16 protein-coding genes are annotated in these 16,789 nt (G+C 40.2%); 4 read left to right on the forward strand and 12 right to left on the reverse strand.

Annotation, left to right across the window (positions count from 1 at the left end):
• Positions 1-39: 39 nt before the first annotated feature.
• From HCZ11_RS16310 to HCZ11_RS16355, 10 genes are all read right to left on the reverse strand, one after another.
• A complete protein-coding gene (locus HCZ11_RS16310; RefSeq protein ID WP_130052473.1) occupies positions 40-1,410 on the reverse strand; it encodes a sigma-54 dependent transcriptional regulator in 1,371 nt (456 codons plus the stop codon).
• Positions 1,407-3,146, reverse strand: a complete 1,740-nt coding sequence (locus HCZ11_RS16315) for an ATP-binding protein (protein WP_167658927.1) — start codon at positions 3,144-3,146, stop codon at positions 1,407-1,409. Before HCZ11_RS16315 ends, HCZ11_RS16310 begins: the two co-directional genes overlap by 4 nt.
• Before the next feature lie 23 nt (positions 3,147-3,169).
• Positions 3,170-5,152 (reverse strand): TonB-dependent receptor plug domain-containing protein, encoded by a 1,983-nt coding sequence (locus HCZ11_RS16320; RefSeq protein WP_368484058.1) that lies wholly within the window; start codon positions 5,150-5,152, stop codon positions 3,170-3,172.
• 192 nt (positions 5,153-5,344) lie between these two features.
• Positions 5,345-5,614, reverse strand: a complete 270-nt coding sequence (locus tag HCZ11_RS16325; protein WP_054552127.1) for a hypothetical protein — start codon at positions 5,612-5,614, stop codon at positions 5,345-5,347.
• A gap of 148 nt (positions 5,615-5,762) precedes the next feature.
• Entirely contained in the window at positions 5,763-6,014 is a 252-nt protein-coding gene (locus HCZ11_RS16330) for a hypothetical protein (protein WP_130052475.1), read from the reverse strand.
• A gap of 39 nt (positions 6,015-6,053) precedes the next feature.
• Entirely contained in the window at positions 6,054-6,458 is a 405-nt protein-coding gene (locus HCZ11_RS16335) for a DUF1761 domain-containing protein (protein WP_130052476.1), read from the reverse strand.
• 152 nt (positions 6,459-6,610) lie between these two features.
• Complete coding sequence (locus HCZ11_RS16340) at positions 6,611-7,144, reverse strand: response regulator transcription factor (protein WP_167658928.1); 534 nt, start codon at positions 7,142-7,144, stop codon at positions 6,611-6,613.
• Positions 7,141-8,352: an ATP-binding protein gene (locus tag HCZ11_RS16345; protein WP_167658929.1), complete on the reverse strand. Its 1,212-nt coding sequence runs from the start codon at positions 8,350-8,352 to the stop codon at positions 7,141-7,143. The genes HCZ11_RS16340 and HCZ11_RS16345 overlap by 4 nt, the downstream gene beginning before the upstream one ends.
• 17 nt (positions 8,353-8,369) lie before the next feature.
• Positions 8,370-8,774 (reverse strand): DUF4440 domain-containing protein, encoded by a 405-nt coding sequence (locus tag HCZ11_RS16350; protein ID WP_167658930.1) that lies wholly within the window; start codon positions 8,772-8,774, stop codon positions 8,370-8,372.
• Positions 8,775-8,782: 8 nt separating this feature from the next.
• Positions 8,783-10,096: an amidohydrolase family protein gene (locus HCZ11_RS16355; RefSeq protein WP_368484059.1), complete on the reverse strand. Its 1,314-nt coding sequence runs from the start codon at positions 10,094-10,096 to the stop codon at positions 8,783-8,785.
• 148 nt (positions 10,097-10,244) lie between these two features.
• On the opposite strand from HCZ11_RS16355, the gene HCZ11_RS16360 reads away from it, so the two are divergent.
• Complete coding sequence (locus tag HCZ11_RS16360) at positions 10,245-11,318, forward strand: ketoacyl-ACP synthase III (protein ID WP_167658932.1); 1,074 nt, start codon at positions 10,245-10,247, stop codon at positions 11,316-11,318.
• Between the two features lie 70 nt (positions 11,319-11,388).
• Entirely contained in the window at positions 11,389-11,775 is a 387-nt protein-coding gene (locus HCZ11_RS16365; protein WP_167658933.1) for a VOC family protein, read from the forward strand.
• Between the two features lies 1 nt (position 11,776).
• Here the strand turns inward: HCZ11_RS16365 and HCZ11_RS16370 are convergent, their stop codons facing one another.
• Together HCZ11_RS16370 and HCZ11_RS16375 are read right to left on the reverse strand one after the other, a co-directional pair.
• A complete protein-coding gene (locus tag HCZ11_RS16370; RefSeq protein WP_167658934.1) occupies positions 11,777-13,138 on the reverse strand; it encodes a M17 family metallopeptidase in 1,362 nt (453 codons plus the stop codon).
• Between the two features lie 88 nt (positions 13,139-13,226).
• Complete coding sequence (locus HCZ11_RS16375) at positions 13,227-13,637, reverse strand: hypothetical protein (RefSeq protein ID WP_167658935.1); 411 nt, start codon at positions 13,635-13,637, stop codon at positions 13,227-13,229.
• A gap of 106 nt (positions 13,638-13,743) precedes the next feature.
• Here HCZ11_RS16375 and HCZ11_RS16380 point away from each other — a divergent pair, with 106 nt between their 5' ends.
• Together HCZ11_RS16380 and HCZ11_RS16385 are read left to right on the forward strand one after the other, a co-directional pair.
• Complete coding sequence (locus HCZ11_RS16380; RefSeq protein WP_167658936.1) at positions 13,744-13,899, forward strand: oxidoreductase-like domain-containing protein; 156 nt, start codon at positions 13,744-13,746, stop codon at positions 13,897-13,899.
• Positions 13,900-14,193: 294 nt separating this feature from the next.
• Positions 14,194-16,779, forward strand: a complete 2,586-nt coding sequence (locus tag HCZ11_RS16385) for a TonB-dependent siderophore receptor (RefSeq protein WP_167658937.1) — start codon at positions 14,194-14,196, stop codon at positions 16,777-16,779.
• Positions 16,780-16,789: the final 10 nt, after the last annotated feature.

Genomic DNA, 16,789 nt, shown 5'->3' on the forward strand with positions numbered 1-16,789 from the left:
GTTCCACCCATTATCTTTAATTAACTGTAGATGTACTGGTTAGTCTTTAAACATTTCCCGATTAATACCGTATTTAGTCATCTTGTCGTAAAGGGTTTTACGAGCAATTTGTAAAGTGACCATAGTATCTTTAATGCTACCGTTGTTACGCTCTAACGCCTCTTCAATCAGTGATTGCTCATAAAAGCTGATTTTCTCAGCTAGGCTTAGGTCCTGAGCAAGTTCGTTCTCATTGTTTGCGTCGTTGTATGAAGCAAATGCTAAATCAGAGCCTAGCAATACTGCACGTTCGGCCTGATTTCTAAGTTCTCGCACATTACCTGGCCAATCATAAGCAAGTAGTCGCTGTTTTGCTTCACTACTAAGTGGTGCAGGTGGCTTATGAAAGCGTGTTGCAGCAATTGAGCTAAAGTGTTTAAAAAGTAATGGAATATCGGCTTTTCTATCGCGTAATGCAGGAATACTCACTTTAACTAAGTTTAATCGATAATAAAGATCGGCTCTAAACTCACCTGCTTCTACCAAGGTCATCAAATCAACTTTTGTAGCAGCAACAATGCGTACATCTAAATCAATGGCGTGGTTGTCGCCTACAGGCGTGACTTTTCTCTCTTCAAGCACCCTAAGTAACTTGACTTGTAAACTTGCAGGAGTTGACTCTATTTCATCTAAAAAAACGGTACCTCCTTTAGCAAATTCAAATTTACCTTGGCGAGATTGCGTTGCACCGGTGTAAGCCCCACTTGCCGCCCCAAATAACTCACTTTCAATTAATTGCTCAGGAATTGCACCACAGTTTATCGCTACGAAATTAGCCGCTGATCTGTTACTTTGATCGTGCAAGTAACGAGCGACTAACTCTTTACCAGTACCTGTTTCACCTTCTATAAGCACATCGGCGGGAGTATCAATTACCGCATTAAGTAAATGCATCATTTGTTGCATTTGCTCTGTTTCACCTAAAATACGCACACCGGGCGCTGAAGTTTTTTCTACCGCAATTTTCAAGGCGCGGTTTTCCATCACTAAAGCCCGTTTTTCTGAAGCACGCGCAATACAATCTAACAATTGCTCAGTAAGCGGCTTTTCAAATAAATCATAAGCCCCTAACTGCATAGCTTTAACCGCAACAGATACATCAGCAAAACCGGTAAGAAATATAACCGGCAGTTCACTATCAAACGCTTTTACTTGCTCTAAAAACTCCAAACCATCCATTTTTGGCATATTTATGTCGCTAAGCACAATTCCCTCAAAACGACGACCCAGTTTTGAAAGTGCAGCTGTAGGTTCGCTAAAACACTGAACTTGATAACCCTCAATTTCAAGCAGTTGCTTTAATGAATCGCGGATCACCGCTTCGTCATCAATAACAATTACCTGATTACAGGTAGTTGCAACTACACTCATGATTGTTCCTTATTAGTTTGTAAGGTTATTATAAATTGTGCCCCGCCTTCAGGACGGTTGTGAGCCGATAGTCGACCATTAAATGAGTCTATAATTTGTCGTGAAATAGATAAACCAAGCCCTAAACCATTACTGGTTTTAGTACTGTAAAATGGCTCAAAGATGTTACCTAATGCGTGTTGATCAATACCCGGACCCGTATCAAGAATAGATAGCTTCACTCGGTCGTCGAAAAGTTCGAGCTCGAAACTCAATTCGCGCTTTTCTGATTCACTCATTGCTTGGCTGGCATTGGTGATTACGTTTACCAAGACTTGTTCAAACTTCACGCTGTCGACCCACACGGTTATATTTGCGTCAATATCACTGGCTTTTACCTCGATATCGTCTTGCTTAAGTTGAGCGCTGGCAATCATTAAAGCATTCTTTAACATACTCGCTAAGCTTTGCTGCCTCAATTGAGTTTGCGCTGGTTTACTAAAATGCTTTAACTGAGCAACAATTTTATGAACACGCTCTATTAACGACTGTACTAGCACTAAATTTTCGCCAGCTTGTTCAATATTGCCTTTCATAAGTAACCTTTTTGTACTTACTAAGTAGGTATTCATGGCACTCAAAGGTTGGTTTATTTCATGGTTAATGCCTGCACTTAATTGGCCTATCGTGGCCAATTTAGCTGTTTGGATCAGTGCTTTTTGAGCTTTTTCGAGCGCTTGGGTTCGTTCAATCACTTCTTGCTCAAGACTATGCCTTGAAAAAAGTAGTTTTTTATAACCAGCAAATCGTACCATTGCCATATGAATAAGCACCACAGCAATGGCATAAAACACACTAAACCAAAGAAGCCTTGGAATTTGTGCAAGCTCCACATTTGTCACATCCACCAACACACTGGCTTTAGCGTTTATAATGTCTATTGTTTCGGTGGCACTAATAAAGCGCGCTTGTTTGCCATCAAGCTGAATGTTTTGCTGCGCTGTTTGTTTACTTAAAGGCTTGTGATTATGGGCAAGTAAGCTCGGTTTATGAGACAAGTATCGACGTGACTTAATTAAAGCAGCCATTTGTGCATCATTGAGGGGCATAAGAGATTTTAAACGCCAGTCAGCAACATCTGACATCACAATTACACTGTCTTCTAAAGTGATATAAAAATGGGTGCTATCTGATGCATTAAGTAGTTGGCGGTCTTGCTCAAACTTTTTAGCATTAACCTTTAATGTTACAACGGCAATGACTTTCCCTTTATCTATAACCGGCTCTGAAAAATAAATACCGCGCTCACTTGAGCGCATGCCTAAAGCAAAATAGGCAACTTTCCCACCTTGCTTGGCTAAATAAAAATAAGGCCGAAAAGCAAAATTACTTCCCAAAAAGGTGTAATCAACTTGCCAGTTACTACTTGCCACGACCGAACCTGATAAATCCATTAAATAGACATCTGATGCACCACTGGCACGTTGAATATCTTCTAAATAATAATTAACGGCTTGTTCGCCTATACCTTGCTTAATCACAAAGGATTTAACTAAATCATTAGCACTCACTAAGGTAGGAATTGTTTTAAATCGGGCTAATTCACTGGAGAAGTAATGACTTAACTGAGTCGCTTGAACACGGCTTTGTTGCTCTGCCTGCTGATAATCATGGGCTCGCCCAACGTAAAAAACTAACACAAGCAACAATAAAAGCATTGCACCTGCAATAACTAACTTTTTACTTAATGACGACATTCAAACCTTTGTGAGCAGCGCAACTAGAAATTAAACTGGTAGTGTAACGATAATTCTTCTGTTGTACCAGCGACAGCGCCATTGTCCATACGTGGGTCAAACACGTTATATTTCTTGCCTAACAGATTTTCTGCTTTTAACGTTAACTGGCTCTTTGCGTTTACTTGCCATTTTAAACTGCCACCTAATAAGCTATAGGCAGACTGTTTGAAGTGAGCACCAGTTACTGAACTTACCTCAACTTTATCACGCCATAATAAGTTTAAACTTACTTGCCAGCTGTCAGATAAGTTGTAGCTGCTAACTAAGCTTGCGAAACGCTTAAAGCTCGCATTAATTGGATCTTCAAAGTATTGCGTGTAAGTGCCCGTTACAGAGAACTCTTTACTTGATTGCCAAGTGCCATCAAGCTCGATACCACTGTTTTGAGTATTAAATGAGTTTGCAAAAGTAAATAAGGCATCATTAGATTGCGTTGGCTCAATGTTTATAAAGTCATTGAGTTCATTATAAAAAAATACGGCATTAGCTTGTAACTCTGAAGTTTGATAATGCCAAACAAGCTCAGTGGTTTTTACTGATTCAGAGCGAAGTGATGGGTTACCTACGGTGACATCATCATTTGAAAAAAGCTCATTAGTAACCGGGGTTCTGAACGATTCGCCATATTGCACTTTAACGGTATGCTCTGGGTTTATAACATAAACACCCGCAAGACGAGGCGAAAGTTTACTGTCGATGTCTTTCACATCGTCATAGCGTGCCCCTATAAATAAAGTAAGTGCCTCTGAATAAGGTATTTTTAACTGGCCATACGCACTATATGTTTCGAAAGTATATTTAAGTGGCGCAAATTCAGGAAAGTCCATCACAGTCACGATACCTTGCTGATAATAAGCGGGGTCAATAATGACTAACATAGACTCATCATCATAGTAATTGGTACGTACCCCTGCTTTTACTTGCTTAGCCTCTGCATATTCAACACCTGCGGCAAGCTGCCATTGATTATCAAATTGATAACTCAATTCCGTTTCAAATTTACTATCGGATGTTTGCCATGCTGGACCGAGGAAAAAGTCAGGTATATCGTCAAATGCAGCGATTAGACCAGCGCTAGAGATATTATGCTTTGTGTATGAGTAACTAGAATCTAGCTTTAGCTTATCGTTGTTAACCCAGTTATATTTAATGCCAACAAAGGTGTTATCACTGCTATGATGGTTCTGTGTTGAATAGCCAGCAAGGTTTAAAAACTCATCAAGGGATGTTTCGTTGTAACGAGCACGTAATTTAAGCTTTTTATAATCAACACCCGCTTCTAGATATATCGCTTCAAGAGGATCTTTTACTCCTTGCGGATAGCTTTCGCCGTCTTTTTGATCATAAGAAAAACTCGCAAAGAGTGCGGCGTCATCACTAAAAGAGCTATTAAACTGCCCTGTTCCGCCATAACGACCATTATTACCAACCACAAGTTGCATAGTATTTCGCTCTTTAGAGGTAACAATATTCATGACCCCTAAAAACGCATTACTTCCATACAGCGCCGAGCCAGGGCCGCGAATAAACTCAATTTTTTCTATAACTTCAATGGGAATATAAGGCATGTAAACAGAGGCTTTACCGAATGATGATTCATTGACTCGTTCACCATTGATCATCACCAGTACATTGCCACTATCTAGATAAACACCCCGAGCATGATCTTTAGGCACTGCACCGACCCAATCACCTCGGGTTGATTGCATACCAGGCACAAAGTTCATTACTTCATAGGCGTTATCAACACCAAGTGCTTGAATTTGTTTACGACTAAATACACTCATGGTTGAGGGAACAGAGGACAAGGTTTCGTTGGTTTTGCTAGCAATATCAACTTGAACGTCAAGCAAGTCTTCAAAACTTAAAGAGAATAAGTCTTGCTCTTCAGTCGCGTTTGCAACCAATGGAATGGTTGAGGCAACTGCAATTGAAAAAAGTGCTGAACATCTTAAAAACTTCACGTTGCGACATACCTGTACTAATAGTCTATGCTGCAATAGCAACACATTGTTTACACTATTAATACAAAAGATTGGCAAGCTTGCAATGTTTTTATAGCTTTAGTTGAAGAGTTCTCGGAAGTAGATGCAAAAAAACCCATTTTCAACTGTAAATGGGTTTTAAGAAAATCTGTATTGGTGCACCAAACTTAATTATGCTGTTTCAACATTACCAGTGCGCTTTGCTTTGATGTACTTATATAAACCAATAAGTGACGCCGCTATCCAGAAAATTTCGATAACAAAACTAGCAAGGTTAAAGTTATAACAAAGACTAATCAGTAACAGAATTGCACCGGTTAAGTTCATCATGTTATACACAAGGCCGGTTGGCGATGCTTTATTCAGTTGCAATAAAAAGAAAGCACCAACCACTAAGAATGTGCCTGTCATGCCAATAATATCAAATAAAAGTGCTATCACGTGCGTGAGTCCATTTTGTTCATGTGTTTATACCCATACAACTGGCCCAATCCATGGGGAGGGTTGTTTTCATTCATTGAAACAGCAAACCGGCTAATATTATCAGAGCATGAGGAATAAACGAGGATAAATGTCCGTATTTTAAATGCTACTTATGCGTCACCTTACCACCAATGATCTTTAGAGCAGGTGTGCCACGGATCATAGTCTGGCGGGCGAATTGACGTTGGCAGTCAGGACAAATACCGGTTTCGTTGGTAAAGTCTTGGCTAATACGTTCGACAAAACATTTAACCAACGCCCCTTTTCCACCTTTGCGGTATTTAAACAATTGGCTTTTACATTGTGAGCAAAAAATATCGACAGTTTTAGTCGGGCCTTTTTTGTTTGGTTTTGCCATTACAACTACATTACTAAACTAAAAGCATACTTTAACATGTTAAGGCCAGAGCCCCAAAACTAAGCCAATAACAGAAAACTGTAATATTGAATAACTTGCATTAACTAAAAACAACTTTAATGGTCGCTGTTCAAAGATATAACCAATTCCCAAAGCACAGCTGACCCAACATAAACCAATAATAAAGCCAGTGCCAACAGCCACCCCTACATTGACATTTGCACCAATAAATAACGATAAACTAAAAGCAATTAAACAACATAAAACAAAGCTGCCACCAAACACCATAAACGGGTTAATGCTCTGTAGGTCAAGTTCAGTTAAGCCACAGCTTTCCATCCAAATTCGTTTAAAAAGCCAAGGAGAATACCACACAGCGCCCAATAGGAAAGATGCAAGGGCAGCAAAAAATATCGCGAAGAAATTAAGTTCTGAAAAATGCATACGCCAGACTCATACAACTAACATGGTTATTTTGACTTTAGTTAACGATCAGCAATGCAGCAAATCAAAGAGGTCGAGTTTTGTACCTATTTGCATTAAATTAATACTTTATCATTAATTTTCTCATTATTTCAGTTTATTAAACAATCACTTTATTGTTGTACGGGTTTTTTCTGTAATTTACGTTGTAAAGTTCTTCGATGCATATTGAGTTGGCGTGCTGTCTCGGAGATATTGCCATTATTGCTATGCAATACATGCTGAATATGCTCCCACTCAAGTCGCTCTGGTGACATAATCTGGTTTGGCTTTGTGTCATCCAGTGATTGACTCGTCCCTGTATTACCTAAAATGGTTCTTATTAATGCATTAAAATCAACAGGTTTTGGTAAGTAATCATTAGCTCCTAAACGTATTGCTTCAACCGCACTGGCGATACTGGCAAAACCTGTGAGCAATACAATGCGTGCTGTTGGAAATTGAGCTCTAATTGGTTTAATTAATGCGAGGCCATTATCATCGCCAAGTTTCAAGTCCACTAAAAAGTGACTTGCTTCAAAAGTGACTATTTTTTTTAATGCTTGTTCACTGTTATGAGCCAGTTCACATGTAAAGCCTTGTTTTGTAAAGCGCCTTGCAAGTGTGGTGGCAAGATTTACATCGTCTTCAATAATTAAAAGTTTCATACAATTTTTAAACTAACCATTGCAATTGCACCTTGCTGCGAGTGATTGCACAGTGTTAATGAGCCATTTAAGCGCTCTAAAGTCGCATTAGATAACATAACTGCCATCCCCATTCCGCCGCTACTTGGCATTAGCTGACCACCTAATGATGTCATTTGTTGCTCGCTAAAGCCTTGACCGAAATCACGCAATGATAAAGAAAGTTGTTGATTATCTATTTGCCAATCAGCTTCTATGATGTTTTGTTGGCTCTGATTATTCGCTGAAACAGCATTTTGTAGTAAATTCAAAATAGCTGGTAACAGCATAGCGTCACTTAAAATAGAGCATTCTGGTGCATCATTTTGCCAATGTATGCTTTGCTCTGGAAAATGCAGGGTCATAGCATCTTGAATGGTATTTTGTAATGTATCCGCGCTGATCACCTGCTGTGTTTGACCGGTTCTTAATGCATTTGATAGTGCTCTAAAGTGCTCAAGCTGTTCTTTACATTGTGCTAATGGTTTAGCCATTTCTTGGACAATAGGATCATCAGCTTGTTGCTCTTGCAACTCTTCAAATAAAAGCTGTAAGTTTGCGATTGGTGTCGCTAGTTGGTGTGTCACTTGTGCTGCAGCGCCATCGAGAGTTAATAACTGCTCATGCCTCAGCTGCTGTTCACGGGTACGTGCAATGGTGGCTTCTCTAGCTCTTAAGGTACTATTTAATGTGCCAATTACAAACGCGATTACAATTGCACTAATAACAAAGTTAATCCACATACCAATAAAATGGTGTGTCATTTGCATTTGATGCATGGTGTGCTCAGGCATTCGTATCAGTAAAAAACTGTAAGCTGCGATTGCCAACACAGCGGTATAAGCAAGTCCTTTGGCATTAACAGACACTGCAGCTATCATTATTGGCAACAGCAATAATGAAACAAACGCATTGGTTGCCCCGCCGCTTAACGAGAGTAAAATAGTTAAAAACAGCAAATCAGCAGTTAATTGCATCAACACAGCAGCAGGTTTAGCTTTTGTTACTTTTCGATAAGCTAATATACTTAACAGCTGAAAAATTGCTTCAACACAAATAACAGCAAGTAACGGCAGTAAAGGTATTTGGTATTCAAATAGAAAATACACTGCAATCACAGCAACAAACTGCACTGCTATTGCGGCGCTTCTCAAAATTAGTAGACGACTAATCGCCGGATCGGTTTGCATAGCGGACTCTTTAAGGCTTAATCATCGTCCATTGAAATTGTAAAAACAGCACAAGGCGTTCCCTGATGAAACACCATTTGCCATTGTTTACCATTAAAACGCCACAGTGACATGCGAACTGAATAGTTAAATTCAGAGCGGGCAGAGCGTCTAAAGGCCGCTTGATAGCTTAGTTGTGCAATATCCTCACTGAGCATACGACCTTTAAAATATTGATTGTAAAATTGCGGCACCACCTCAGTTGGCAGACGGGTTAATACTTGGAACTTATTAAAAGACGTGCCATCGGCGGCTATTTCAATAAAATCATCATCAAGTAATGCATCAAGCGCTTCAGTGGATTGCCGCACTTCTGGTTCAAGCAATTGTCGCTCTGCATCAATCAAATGATTAAATAACGTCTCTTTAATTTTACCGCCCATAGTAACCCTTACTGTTTGAGCACTTTACCGTCCTTCATAACAAACTGAACCTGACTAAGTTCACTAATGTTATCAAGTACATTCATATTAACGCTGATAATATCTGCTTGTTTACCAACACTCAAGTCACCAAGGCTATCACTTTGACCTAATAGTTTAGCAGCTTCAACGGTGGCTGATTTAATTGCCTGCTTTGGTGTCATGCCATATTTTACTAATAACTCAAACTCTTTGGCATTATCACCATGCTTAGATACCCCTGAGTCTGTACCAAAGGCTATTTTAACTTTGTTTTTTAAAGCTAATTTAAAAGACGCTTCCATTTTTGGCGCTACGATTTCTACTTTATCAGCAATGGCTTTTGGCATATTCGGGTTGTTAAGCACTTCTTCTTTTACTGTTGCACCAGCTAACAAAGTAGGGACTAAATACGCGTCTTGCTTTTTAAATAATTTAACTGTGTCTTTATCTAAAAAAGAGCCATGTTCGATTGAGTCGACACCCGCTCTAAGTGCAGCTTTTATACCTTCCGTACCATGAGCATGAGCGGTGACTTTACGACCTAAATGATGGGCGGTGTTGACAATGGCACTGAGCTCTTCATCAGTAAATTGCTGATTAACCCCTGCAGCTGTATTACTTAAAACACCACCTGTCGCAGTAATTTTAATCACATCAGCACCACTTTTTATTACATCGCGCACTGCACGAGTACAGTCGTCAGCACCATCACAGATACCCAAACCACCCCCTTCTGTTGCTTTGGTAATATCACGGCGATAACCATGCATGTCACCGTGGCCACCGGTCGGTGTGATCATATCGCCTGCAGCAAAAATGCGCGGACCAACAATATCGCCACGTTCAACCGCTCGCTTTAATGGAAAGATAACTTGATAACTGCTGCCAAGGTCGCGCACAGAGGTAAAACCCGCTTCTACCGTGCGTTGTAAGTACTTTAAAGAACGCAGTGCATAATCTGCTTCGTATTCAGTTGCCCATTGGTGTGGGTTACGCTTTGCATCTCGTTCAAAGGTAACATGAACGTGCATATCAATCAGACCCGGCAATACCATCTGATTTTTTAAATCAATAACGTCTGCGTCACTGAGCTTTAACTGTTGTTTTGTTAAATAACCTGCTTTGATTGCTGCAATTTTACTGTCTTCAATAACCAGTGTTTGCTGCTCTTTGACATCTTGATCAGTGCCAACTAGCATTTTCCCAGCATGGATTATGGTGGTTTGAGCATGAACCGTAAACGCAGATAATAAAGTCAGTACCGATAATGTGCTTATTTTTAGGTTTATTTTTTTCATAATCGCCTCTTTTTTATACTAGGTTTAACTTAAATGCTGAGTAAATGCCATTATTTACGACGTAGCGCAGCAATGAACTAGTGTTAACAAGTGATTTTTGATATAACTTCGGAAAAATTTAACAAGTCTGACCACATAAAGAGAACACATTATGTCTTATGCCCAAATTACTGGCTGGGGTAAATGTATACCACCAGCAAGCATCAGCAATGATGAAATTAGCAATATTGTTGATACCAATGATGAATGGATAACAACACGTACAGGCATCAAATCTCGCCGTATCAGCCATGTTTCTACTGCCGATTTAGCAACTGTCGCAGCAAAACACGCGCTTGCATGTGCAGGTGTTGAAGGTAAAGACATTGACCTTGTGATTCTTGCGACTTGTACACCATCAACTATGGTGGCAAATACGGCGTCTTTAGTGCAAAAAAACATTGGTGCGGTAGGCGCAGCAGCAATGGACACTAATGCTGCATGTTCAGGCTTTTTATATGCATTACAAGCTGCTACAGCACAAATTCGTTCAGGTATGATCAAAAAAGCCGTAGTTATTGCAGCTGAACGCATGACTTGGTACATCAACTGGGCTCGTCGCGACAGTGCTGTATTATTTGGTGATGGTGCGGGTGCAGTTGTATTAGAAGCCTCAGATACACCATCAGGTTTACTCGCAACGAAAACAGGTTGTGACAGTGAAGATCGTGATATTTTGCATATCGAAAACTTTGGTAGCGACTTAAATAAATACGAACCAATTGGTCCGTCTAATTTATTATTCGAAGGACGTGAAATCTTCAAACGTGCAGTTAAAGGTATGAGTGAAGCCTGTGATGACGTGCTAAACCAAGCACAGTTAGATCTTGATGATATTGATGTATTAGTTCCTCACCAAGCTAATTTACGTATTATTCAAGCCATTCAACAACGCTTGAAAGTAGCTGACGAAAAAGTAATGGTGAACATTGCCGACTATGGTAATACTTCTGCTGCTACAATTGCGATTGCAATTTGTGAAGCTGTTGAGAAAGGCCTAATCAAGCCAAACTCAAATATTATGTCAGCAGCATTTGGTGCAGGCTTAACGTGGGCTGCAAGTTACATTAAATGGGGCGATCGGGTGACACCAATTGCAGTGTCTGATGCAGCTCTACCTGAGTGTGATAAAACAGGTCTTGAACTTGTTGCACCGGCTGTTGCGGCATGTAAAGCGGCAGAATAAAAAGCTGCACTCATTAATAGAAAAGCGCGGCTTAGTCCGCGTTTTTTTATGAGCATAAAAGGAATCGACCATGGAACTATTAGGTATACACCACGCTGCAATCATCTGTAGCAACTACGAGAGGTCGAAGCACTTTTATAGTGAAATATTAAAACTACCGGTAATTAACGAACTATACCGCGCTGAACGTGACTCTTATAAACTAGATCTAGCACTACCAGATGGCAGTCAACTGGAGCTATTTTCATTTCCCGCAGCCCCTAAAAGACCAAGCTACCCAGAAGCACAAGGACTTCGCCATTTAGCGTTTAAAGTTACTGATATTACAAAATCTAAACTCTATTTAGAAGAAAAAGGTATCAAGGTTGAAGAAATAAGAGTGGATGAAATCACCGGGAAGCAATTTACGTTTTTTGCTGATCCCGATGATTTACCATTAGAGTTATATCAGCTCTAATTTATTGGAAACGGTCTTGTAGATAGTTAAATACAGCGCGAATACCCAGTGCCTCACCACCAGTAGGACGACCTGGTAATGCACGTAAGTTCCAAGCCATTACATCAAAGTGGACCCAAGGGGTGCTTGGCTCAATGAACTCTTTTAAATAAAGCGCTGCAGTGATCGCACCACCAAATGGAGTCGACGCACAGTTAGCAATATCAGCTACATCACTTTTTAATAATGGCTTGTATTGATCAAATAACGGCAGTTGCCAAACAGGATCATGGCAGCTTTCGCCTGCATCCATCAATTTGTTAGCCACTTCACGGTTATTTGCGAAAAAGCCTGGTAATTCAGTACCTAGGGCTACACGACAAGCACCGGTAAGGGTTGCAAAATCAACAATAAGATCTGGGTTATCGTTTTGTGCTTCAGCAAGTGCATCACACAGCACTAAACGACCTTCAGCGTCAGTGTTATCAATTTCTACTGTGATCCCTTTACGAGTTTTGATCACATCACCAGGTCTAAATGCATTTCGAGAAACCGCATTTTCAACAGCAGGTACCAGTACACGTAAGCGAATTGGTAAGTTAGCAGCCATAATTAACTGCGCAAGACCAATAACATGCGCGGCACCGCCCATGTCTTTTTTCATATTACGCATACCTGAACTTGGTTTGAGATCTAAACCGCCAGAATCAAAACACACACCTTTACCTACTAAGGTAATTTGCGGAGCATCTTTTGCGCCCCAACGTAAATCAAGTAAACGAGGTTTATTCTCAGATGCACGTCCAACCATATGAATTGTTGGGTAATTTTGTTCTAATAGCTCATCACCAACCCACTCGCTAAACTCTCCATCAAAGGTGTCGGCTAAATCTGCCATCACTTGTGATAGGTGTTGCGGCATCATATCTGCAGCAGGCGTATTAACTAAATCACGCACTAAATTAATTGCACTTGCATGCTGCGATAAACGCTTAACTAAGCTTTCATCTTTAATAGCTAGTGTGGCACGTGGCGATGGTTTTTCTTTATATTCACTAAACTCGTAACCACCTAACACAAAACCCAGCGCTACTTGTTCTACAAATTTGTCATCACCTTGAATTTGATAACAGCCTGCAGGCAGTTTAGTTGATAAGTCACCTGCCAACCAAAAGTCCTGCAAATCATTAACTAAGCAATACACATGCTCAAGTGAACCCGATTCACTATCAGCAATTAAGGCCATGCCTTTGTTTTTGAAATCACAATTTGTTAGCCAATTTTGTAAGGCTTGCGGCTGCTCAGTTAACCAGGTTGATAGGTCAGCTTTAGCGATAAATGACAGGGGAATTCCCGTAGAAGAATGGCGAATTAATGAACTCATTAAACGACTCGATATAAAGAAAAGGTATTTAAGCATACCAATATCTTGGTACAAAAGGTATAGGCAAAATTAGATAATCAAAACCTAATCAGTCTTTGTTTTGGTTCTCTTTTTCTTCTTTTTCTACTTGTTGATCAAGTTCTTTAATCGACTTATTGATATTAAAAGAACTTGGCAGAACATCAACACCGACCCATTGTCCTAGTTTTACAACCAAAGGAATCGTAATAGGTGCAAAGGGCAATACAGCAAATACCCCTAAGCCAAGTCCTTTCAAAATATCTAAGAATTGATCATTAGCAGTATGCAATTCTTCTTTAGTAGCTTGCCCTTGGGTGTATCGTCTATAGATATGAAGCATCTCTTTTGTTTCTTGCTTTTCTTGGGCAAGTGCGATTTTAAGTGCTACCATAGCACGCTTAAAACGTAGGGTCTGACGCTTTTTGGTAATTTTAGCCACTCGGAACGGGGCTCTATGAATAACTTTATATAATCGCATTAGGTTATTTTCACACAGCAGGCGACGTTCACAAAGTATAATTTACTTATATTAGGTTTTGTTTTATTCTTAAAACTCTAGTCCTAATTATTTTTCAGTATTAAAAATGAACACACTCAAACAACAGGCTGAGCCTAAACCCCAAAAGCCAGCCCCAGATGAATGTTGTGGTGGTGGTAGCTGTTGTCCCTGTGTATGGGATGAATACCGAGAAAAATTAAAACAGTGGCAATTAAACCGCAATCCGCAACAAGCTCAATAGACTACTCCATACCCAATCCTGCTTAAAATTCACTCAAAAAATTCATTTTTTAAAATATTTTTAGATATTTTATATATTTTCTTACATGAACAAGAAGAATAAGGAATAAATTATCCCCATTGATTTCATAGACATAATCAAAAAACGAGCAATAAACAATCACAAAAAAACCAACAAACAACATAACATTAACAATTTGCAAAATAAATTTACAGGATGTATAAGAGATTTACACCAAGTTTAACATTTAGCTTCGGTGACATAATCACAAATATTCTAACTGGGGAAGTCAGAATGAAATTCAAAAATAATGCGCTACAACAAGCAATTAAATTTGCTTTAGCGACAACAACAGCAGGCCTGTTTGTGTCGGGTTCGGTTGTTGCTGCAGAACAAGCAGCTGAAGAAACTAAAGTTAACAAAAATGTAGAAAAAATTGCCGTAGTAGGTACTCGTTCAGCACCACGTTCAATTGGTGATTCACCTGTACCAATTGATATCATTGGTGGTGAAGAGCTAGATAAAGGTGGCAACACTGACATGCTAGAGCTTTTAAAAGGCTCTGTTCCTTCTTTTAACGTTCACCAAAACCCAATTAGTGATGCTGCGTCACTTGTACGTCCAGCTAACCTTCGTGGCCTTCCATCAGACAGCACTTTAGTGCTTGTTAATGGTAAACGTCGTCACCGTGCATCTGTTATCGCATTCTTGGGTGGTGGTATCAACGATGGTGCTCAAGGTGCCGATATCTCAGTTATTCCAAGTATTGCTCTAAAACAAGTAGAAGTACTCCGTGACGGTGCTGCAGCTCAGTACGGCTCTGATGCAATCGCAGGTGTAATGAACTTTGTTTTAAAAGATGCCTCTGAAGGCGGTTCTTTCGAAATCCGTAAGGGTGAATACTACGAAGGTGATGGCGACACAACACAAATTTCAGGTAATGTGGGTCTTCCATTTACTGATAGCGGTTTTGCTAACTTAAGCTTCCAATATAAAACTGCGGATGCTACAAGTCGCTCAGTGCAACGTCCTGATGCAGCAGCACTTAACGCTGCAGGCGTGCCAGAAGTTTCTTCTCTTGCTCAAGTTTGGGGTGCACCTGAAGTCGATGACGATATTTCAATCTTTGGTAACATTGGCCTTGAATTAAGCAATTCATCTGAATTCTATATGTTTGGTAACTACTCTGAGCGTGATGTACGAGGTGGTTTCTACTATCGTAACCCACACACTCGTCCAGGTGTTTACTCAAATGACGGCGGTGAAACACTCCTTGTTGGTGATTTAACAGGCGATATGAGCGGTAACTGTCCTACCGACATCATGATTGATGATAACGTTTTAGATAACCAAAGATACATTGATCTAGTTGCTAACAACCCAGACTGTTTTGCGTTTAACGAAATGCTACCTGGCGGTTTTACACCTAACTTCGGTGGTAATATTACAGATACTGCTTTAACAATTGGTACTAAAGGTGAAATCTCAGATGGTTTCCTTGCAGGTGCTTACTATGACTTAAGCGGTACAGTTGGTTACAACGAATCGCGTTATTTCATCTATGACACTATCAACGCGTCATTAGGCCCAGAAAGCCCTCGTGACTTTAGCCCTGGTAAATATTCTCAGTTAGAGAAAAACTTCAACGCTGATTTATCAAAAGGTTTTGACTTTGGTTTAGCCTACGACGTTAACGTTGCTGGTGGTCTTGAATGGCATGAAGAAACCTTCACTGTTGTCGCTGGTGATGTGGCATCTTTTACAGCGGGTCCATTAACTCAACAAGGTTTTGGTATCGGCTCGAACGGTTTCCCTGGTTTCAAACCATCTGATGCTGGCGAATATACTCGCCGTAACTATGCAGCATATGTTGATGTTGAAGCACCATTTACAGAAGACTTCTTAATGGGCTTAGCACTGCGCTATGAAGACTACGACACATTTGGTTCGACAACTAACTACAAATTAACTGGTCAATATCACTTAACTGAAGACTTGAACATTCGTGGTTCAATCAGTACAGGTTTTCGTGCACCAACGGTTGGTCAAGCAAACGTAAGTAACGTTCAAACTAACTTAAGCAGCGGTGTTCTAGTTGACTCGGCACTTTTACCACCAACAAACCCAATTGCTGTGCAACTAGGTGGTACAGAGTTACAACCTGAAGAGTCGCAAAGCTACACATTTGGTGCAGTATGGACCCTTGGCGACTTATTCTTCACCATTGACTACTACAACATTCAAGTTGATGACCGTATCAGTCAATCAGATAAAATTGAGTTAAGCCAAGCAGACAAAGACACACTTGAAGCAGCTGGTGTACCTAATGTACAAAACTTAGCGCAAGTTAGCTTCTTCACAAATGACTTTGACACAACGACACAAGGTGTAGATGCGGTTGCTAACTATTCAACTGAATTGTTAGGTGGTAGCTCAACATTTAGCTTAGCGTACAACTGGAACGACACCGAAGTAACTAAGTCGAGCCCAATTACAGGTGAATTTAAAGTAAGCCGTCTAGAAAATGACTTACCAAACCACCGTGCAACGCTTAGCTGGGCACAACAATGGGAGAACTTCTCGGCGTTTACACGTGTTAACTACTATGGCGAATACCAAGGCGTTCACGTAGATTACGATGCAACAGCCAAAACAGCTGATGCTGCAGTAACAATTGATGCAGAAGTTACTTACTTCCTAACTGAAGAGCTTAGCTTCTCTGTTGGTGCGACAAACTTATTCGACCAAGAAGCAGAGAAACTTGATTTCTTCGATAGTACAGGTATCCCAAACAACAACTGGGGTGGTAAATACTACGAGACTTCACCATATGGTATTAACGGTGGCTTCTATTACGTGAAAGCGACATATACTTTCTAATAGAAGTGCT

The organism is Pseudoalteromonas sp. HF66 (genome assembly GCF_011806445.1).
Taxonomy (GTDB): domain Bacteria; phylum Pseudomonadota; class Gammaproteobacteria; order Enterobacterales; family Alteromonadaceae; genus Pseudoalteromonas; species Pseudoalteromonas apostichopi.

What these genes read in the sequence shown, in the direction of transcription:
- HCZ11_RS16310 (WP_130052473.1), bottom strand. Translation starts at nt 1,410, where the DNA reads ATGAGTGTAGTTGCAACTACCTGTAATCAGGTAATTGTTATTGATGAC.
- HCZ11_RS16315 (WP_167658927.1), bottom strand. Translation starts at nt 3,146, where the DNA reads ATGTCGTCATTAAGTAAAAAGTTAGTTATTGCAGGTGCAATGCTTTTA.
- HCZ11_RS16330 (WP_130052475.1), bottom strand. Translation starts at nt 6,014, where the DNA reads ATGGCAAAACCAAACAAAAAAGGCCCGACTAAAACTGTCGATATTTTT.
- HCZ11_RS16335 (WP_130052476.1), bottom strand. Translation starts at nt 6,458, where the DNA reads ATGCATTTTTCAGAACTTAATTTCTTCGCGATATTTTTTGCTGCCCTT.
- HCZ11_RS16340 (WP_167658928.1), bottom strand. Translation starts at nt 7,144, where the DNA reads ATGAAACTTTTAATTATTGAAGACGATGTAAATCTTGCCACCACACTT.
- HCZ11_RS16345 (WP_167658929.1), bottom strand. Translation starts at nt 8,352, where the DNA reads ATGCAAACCGATCCGGCGATTAGTCGTCTACTAATTTTGAGAAGCGCC.
- HCZ11_RS16350 (WP_167658930.1), bottom strand. Translation starts at nt 8,774, where the DNA reads ATGGGCGGTAAAATTAAAGAGACGTTATTTAATCATTTGATTGATGCA.
- HCZ11_RS16360 (WP_167658932.1), top strand. Translation starts at nt 10,245, where the DNA reads ATGTCTTATGCCCAAATTACTGGCTGGGGTAAATGTATACCACCAGCA.
- HCZ11_RS16365 (WP_167658933.1), top strand. Translation starts at nt 11,389, where the DNA reads ATGGAACTATTAGGTATACACCACGCTGCAATCATCTGTAGCAACTAC.
- HCZ11_RS16370 (WP_167658934.1), bottom strand. Translation starts at nt 13,138, where the DNA reads ATGAGTTCATTAATTCGCCATTCTTCTACGGGAATTCCCCTGTCATTT.
- HCZ11_RS16375 (WP_167658935.1), bottom strand. Translation starts at nt 13,637, where the DNA reads ATGCGATTATATAAAGTTATTCATAGAGCCCCGTTCCGAGTGGCTAAA.
- HCZ11_RS16380 (WP_167658936.1), top strand. Translation starts at nt 13,744, where the DNA reads ATGAACACACTCAAACAACAGGCTGAGCCTAAACCCCAAAAGCCAGCC.
- HCZ11_RS16385 (WP_167658937.1), top strand. Translation starts at nt 14,194, where the DNA reads ATGAAATTCAAAAATAATGCGCTACAACAAGCAATTAAATTTGCTTTA.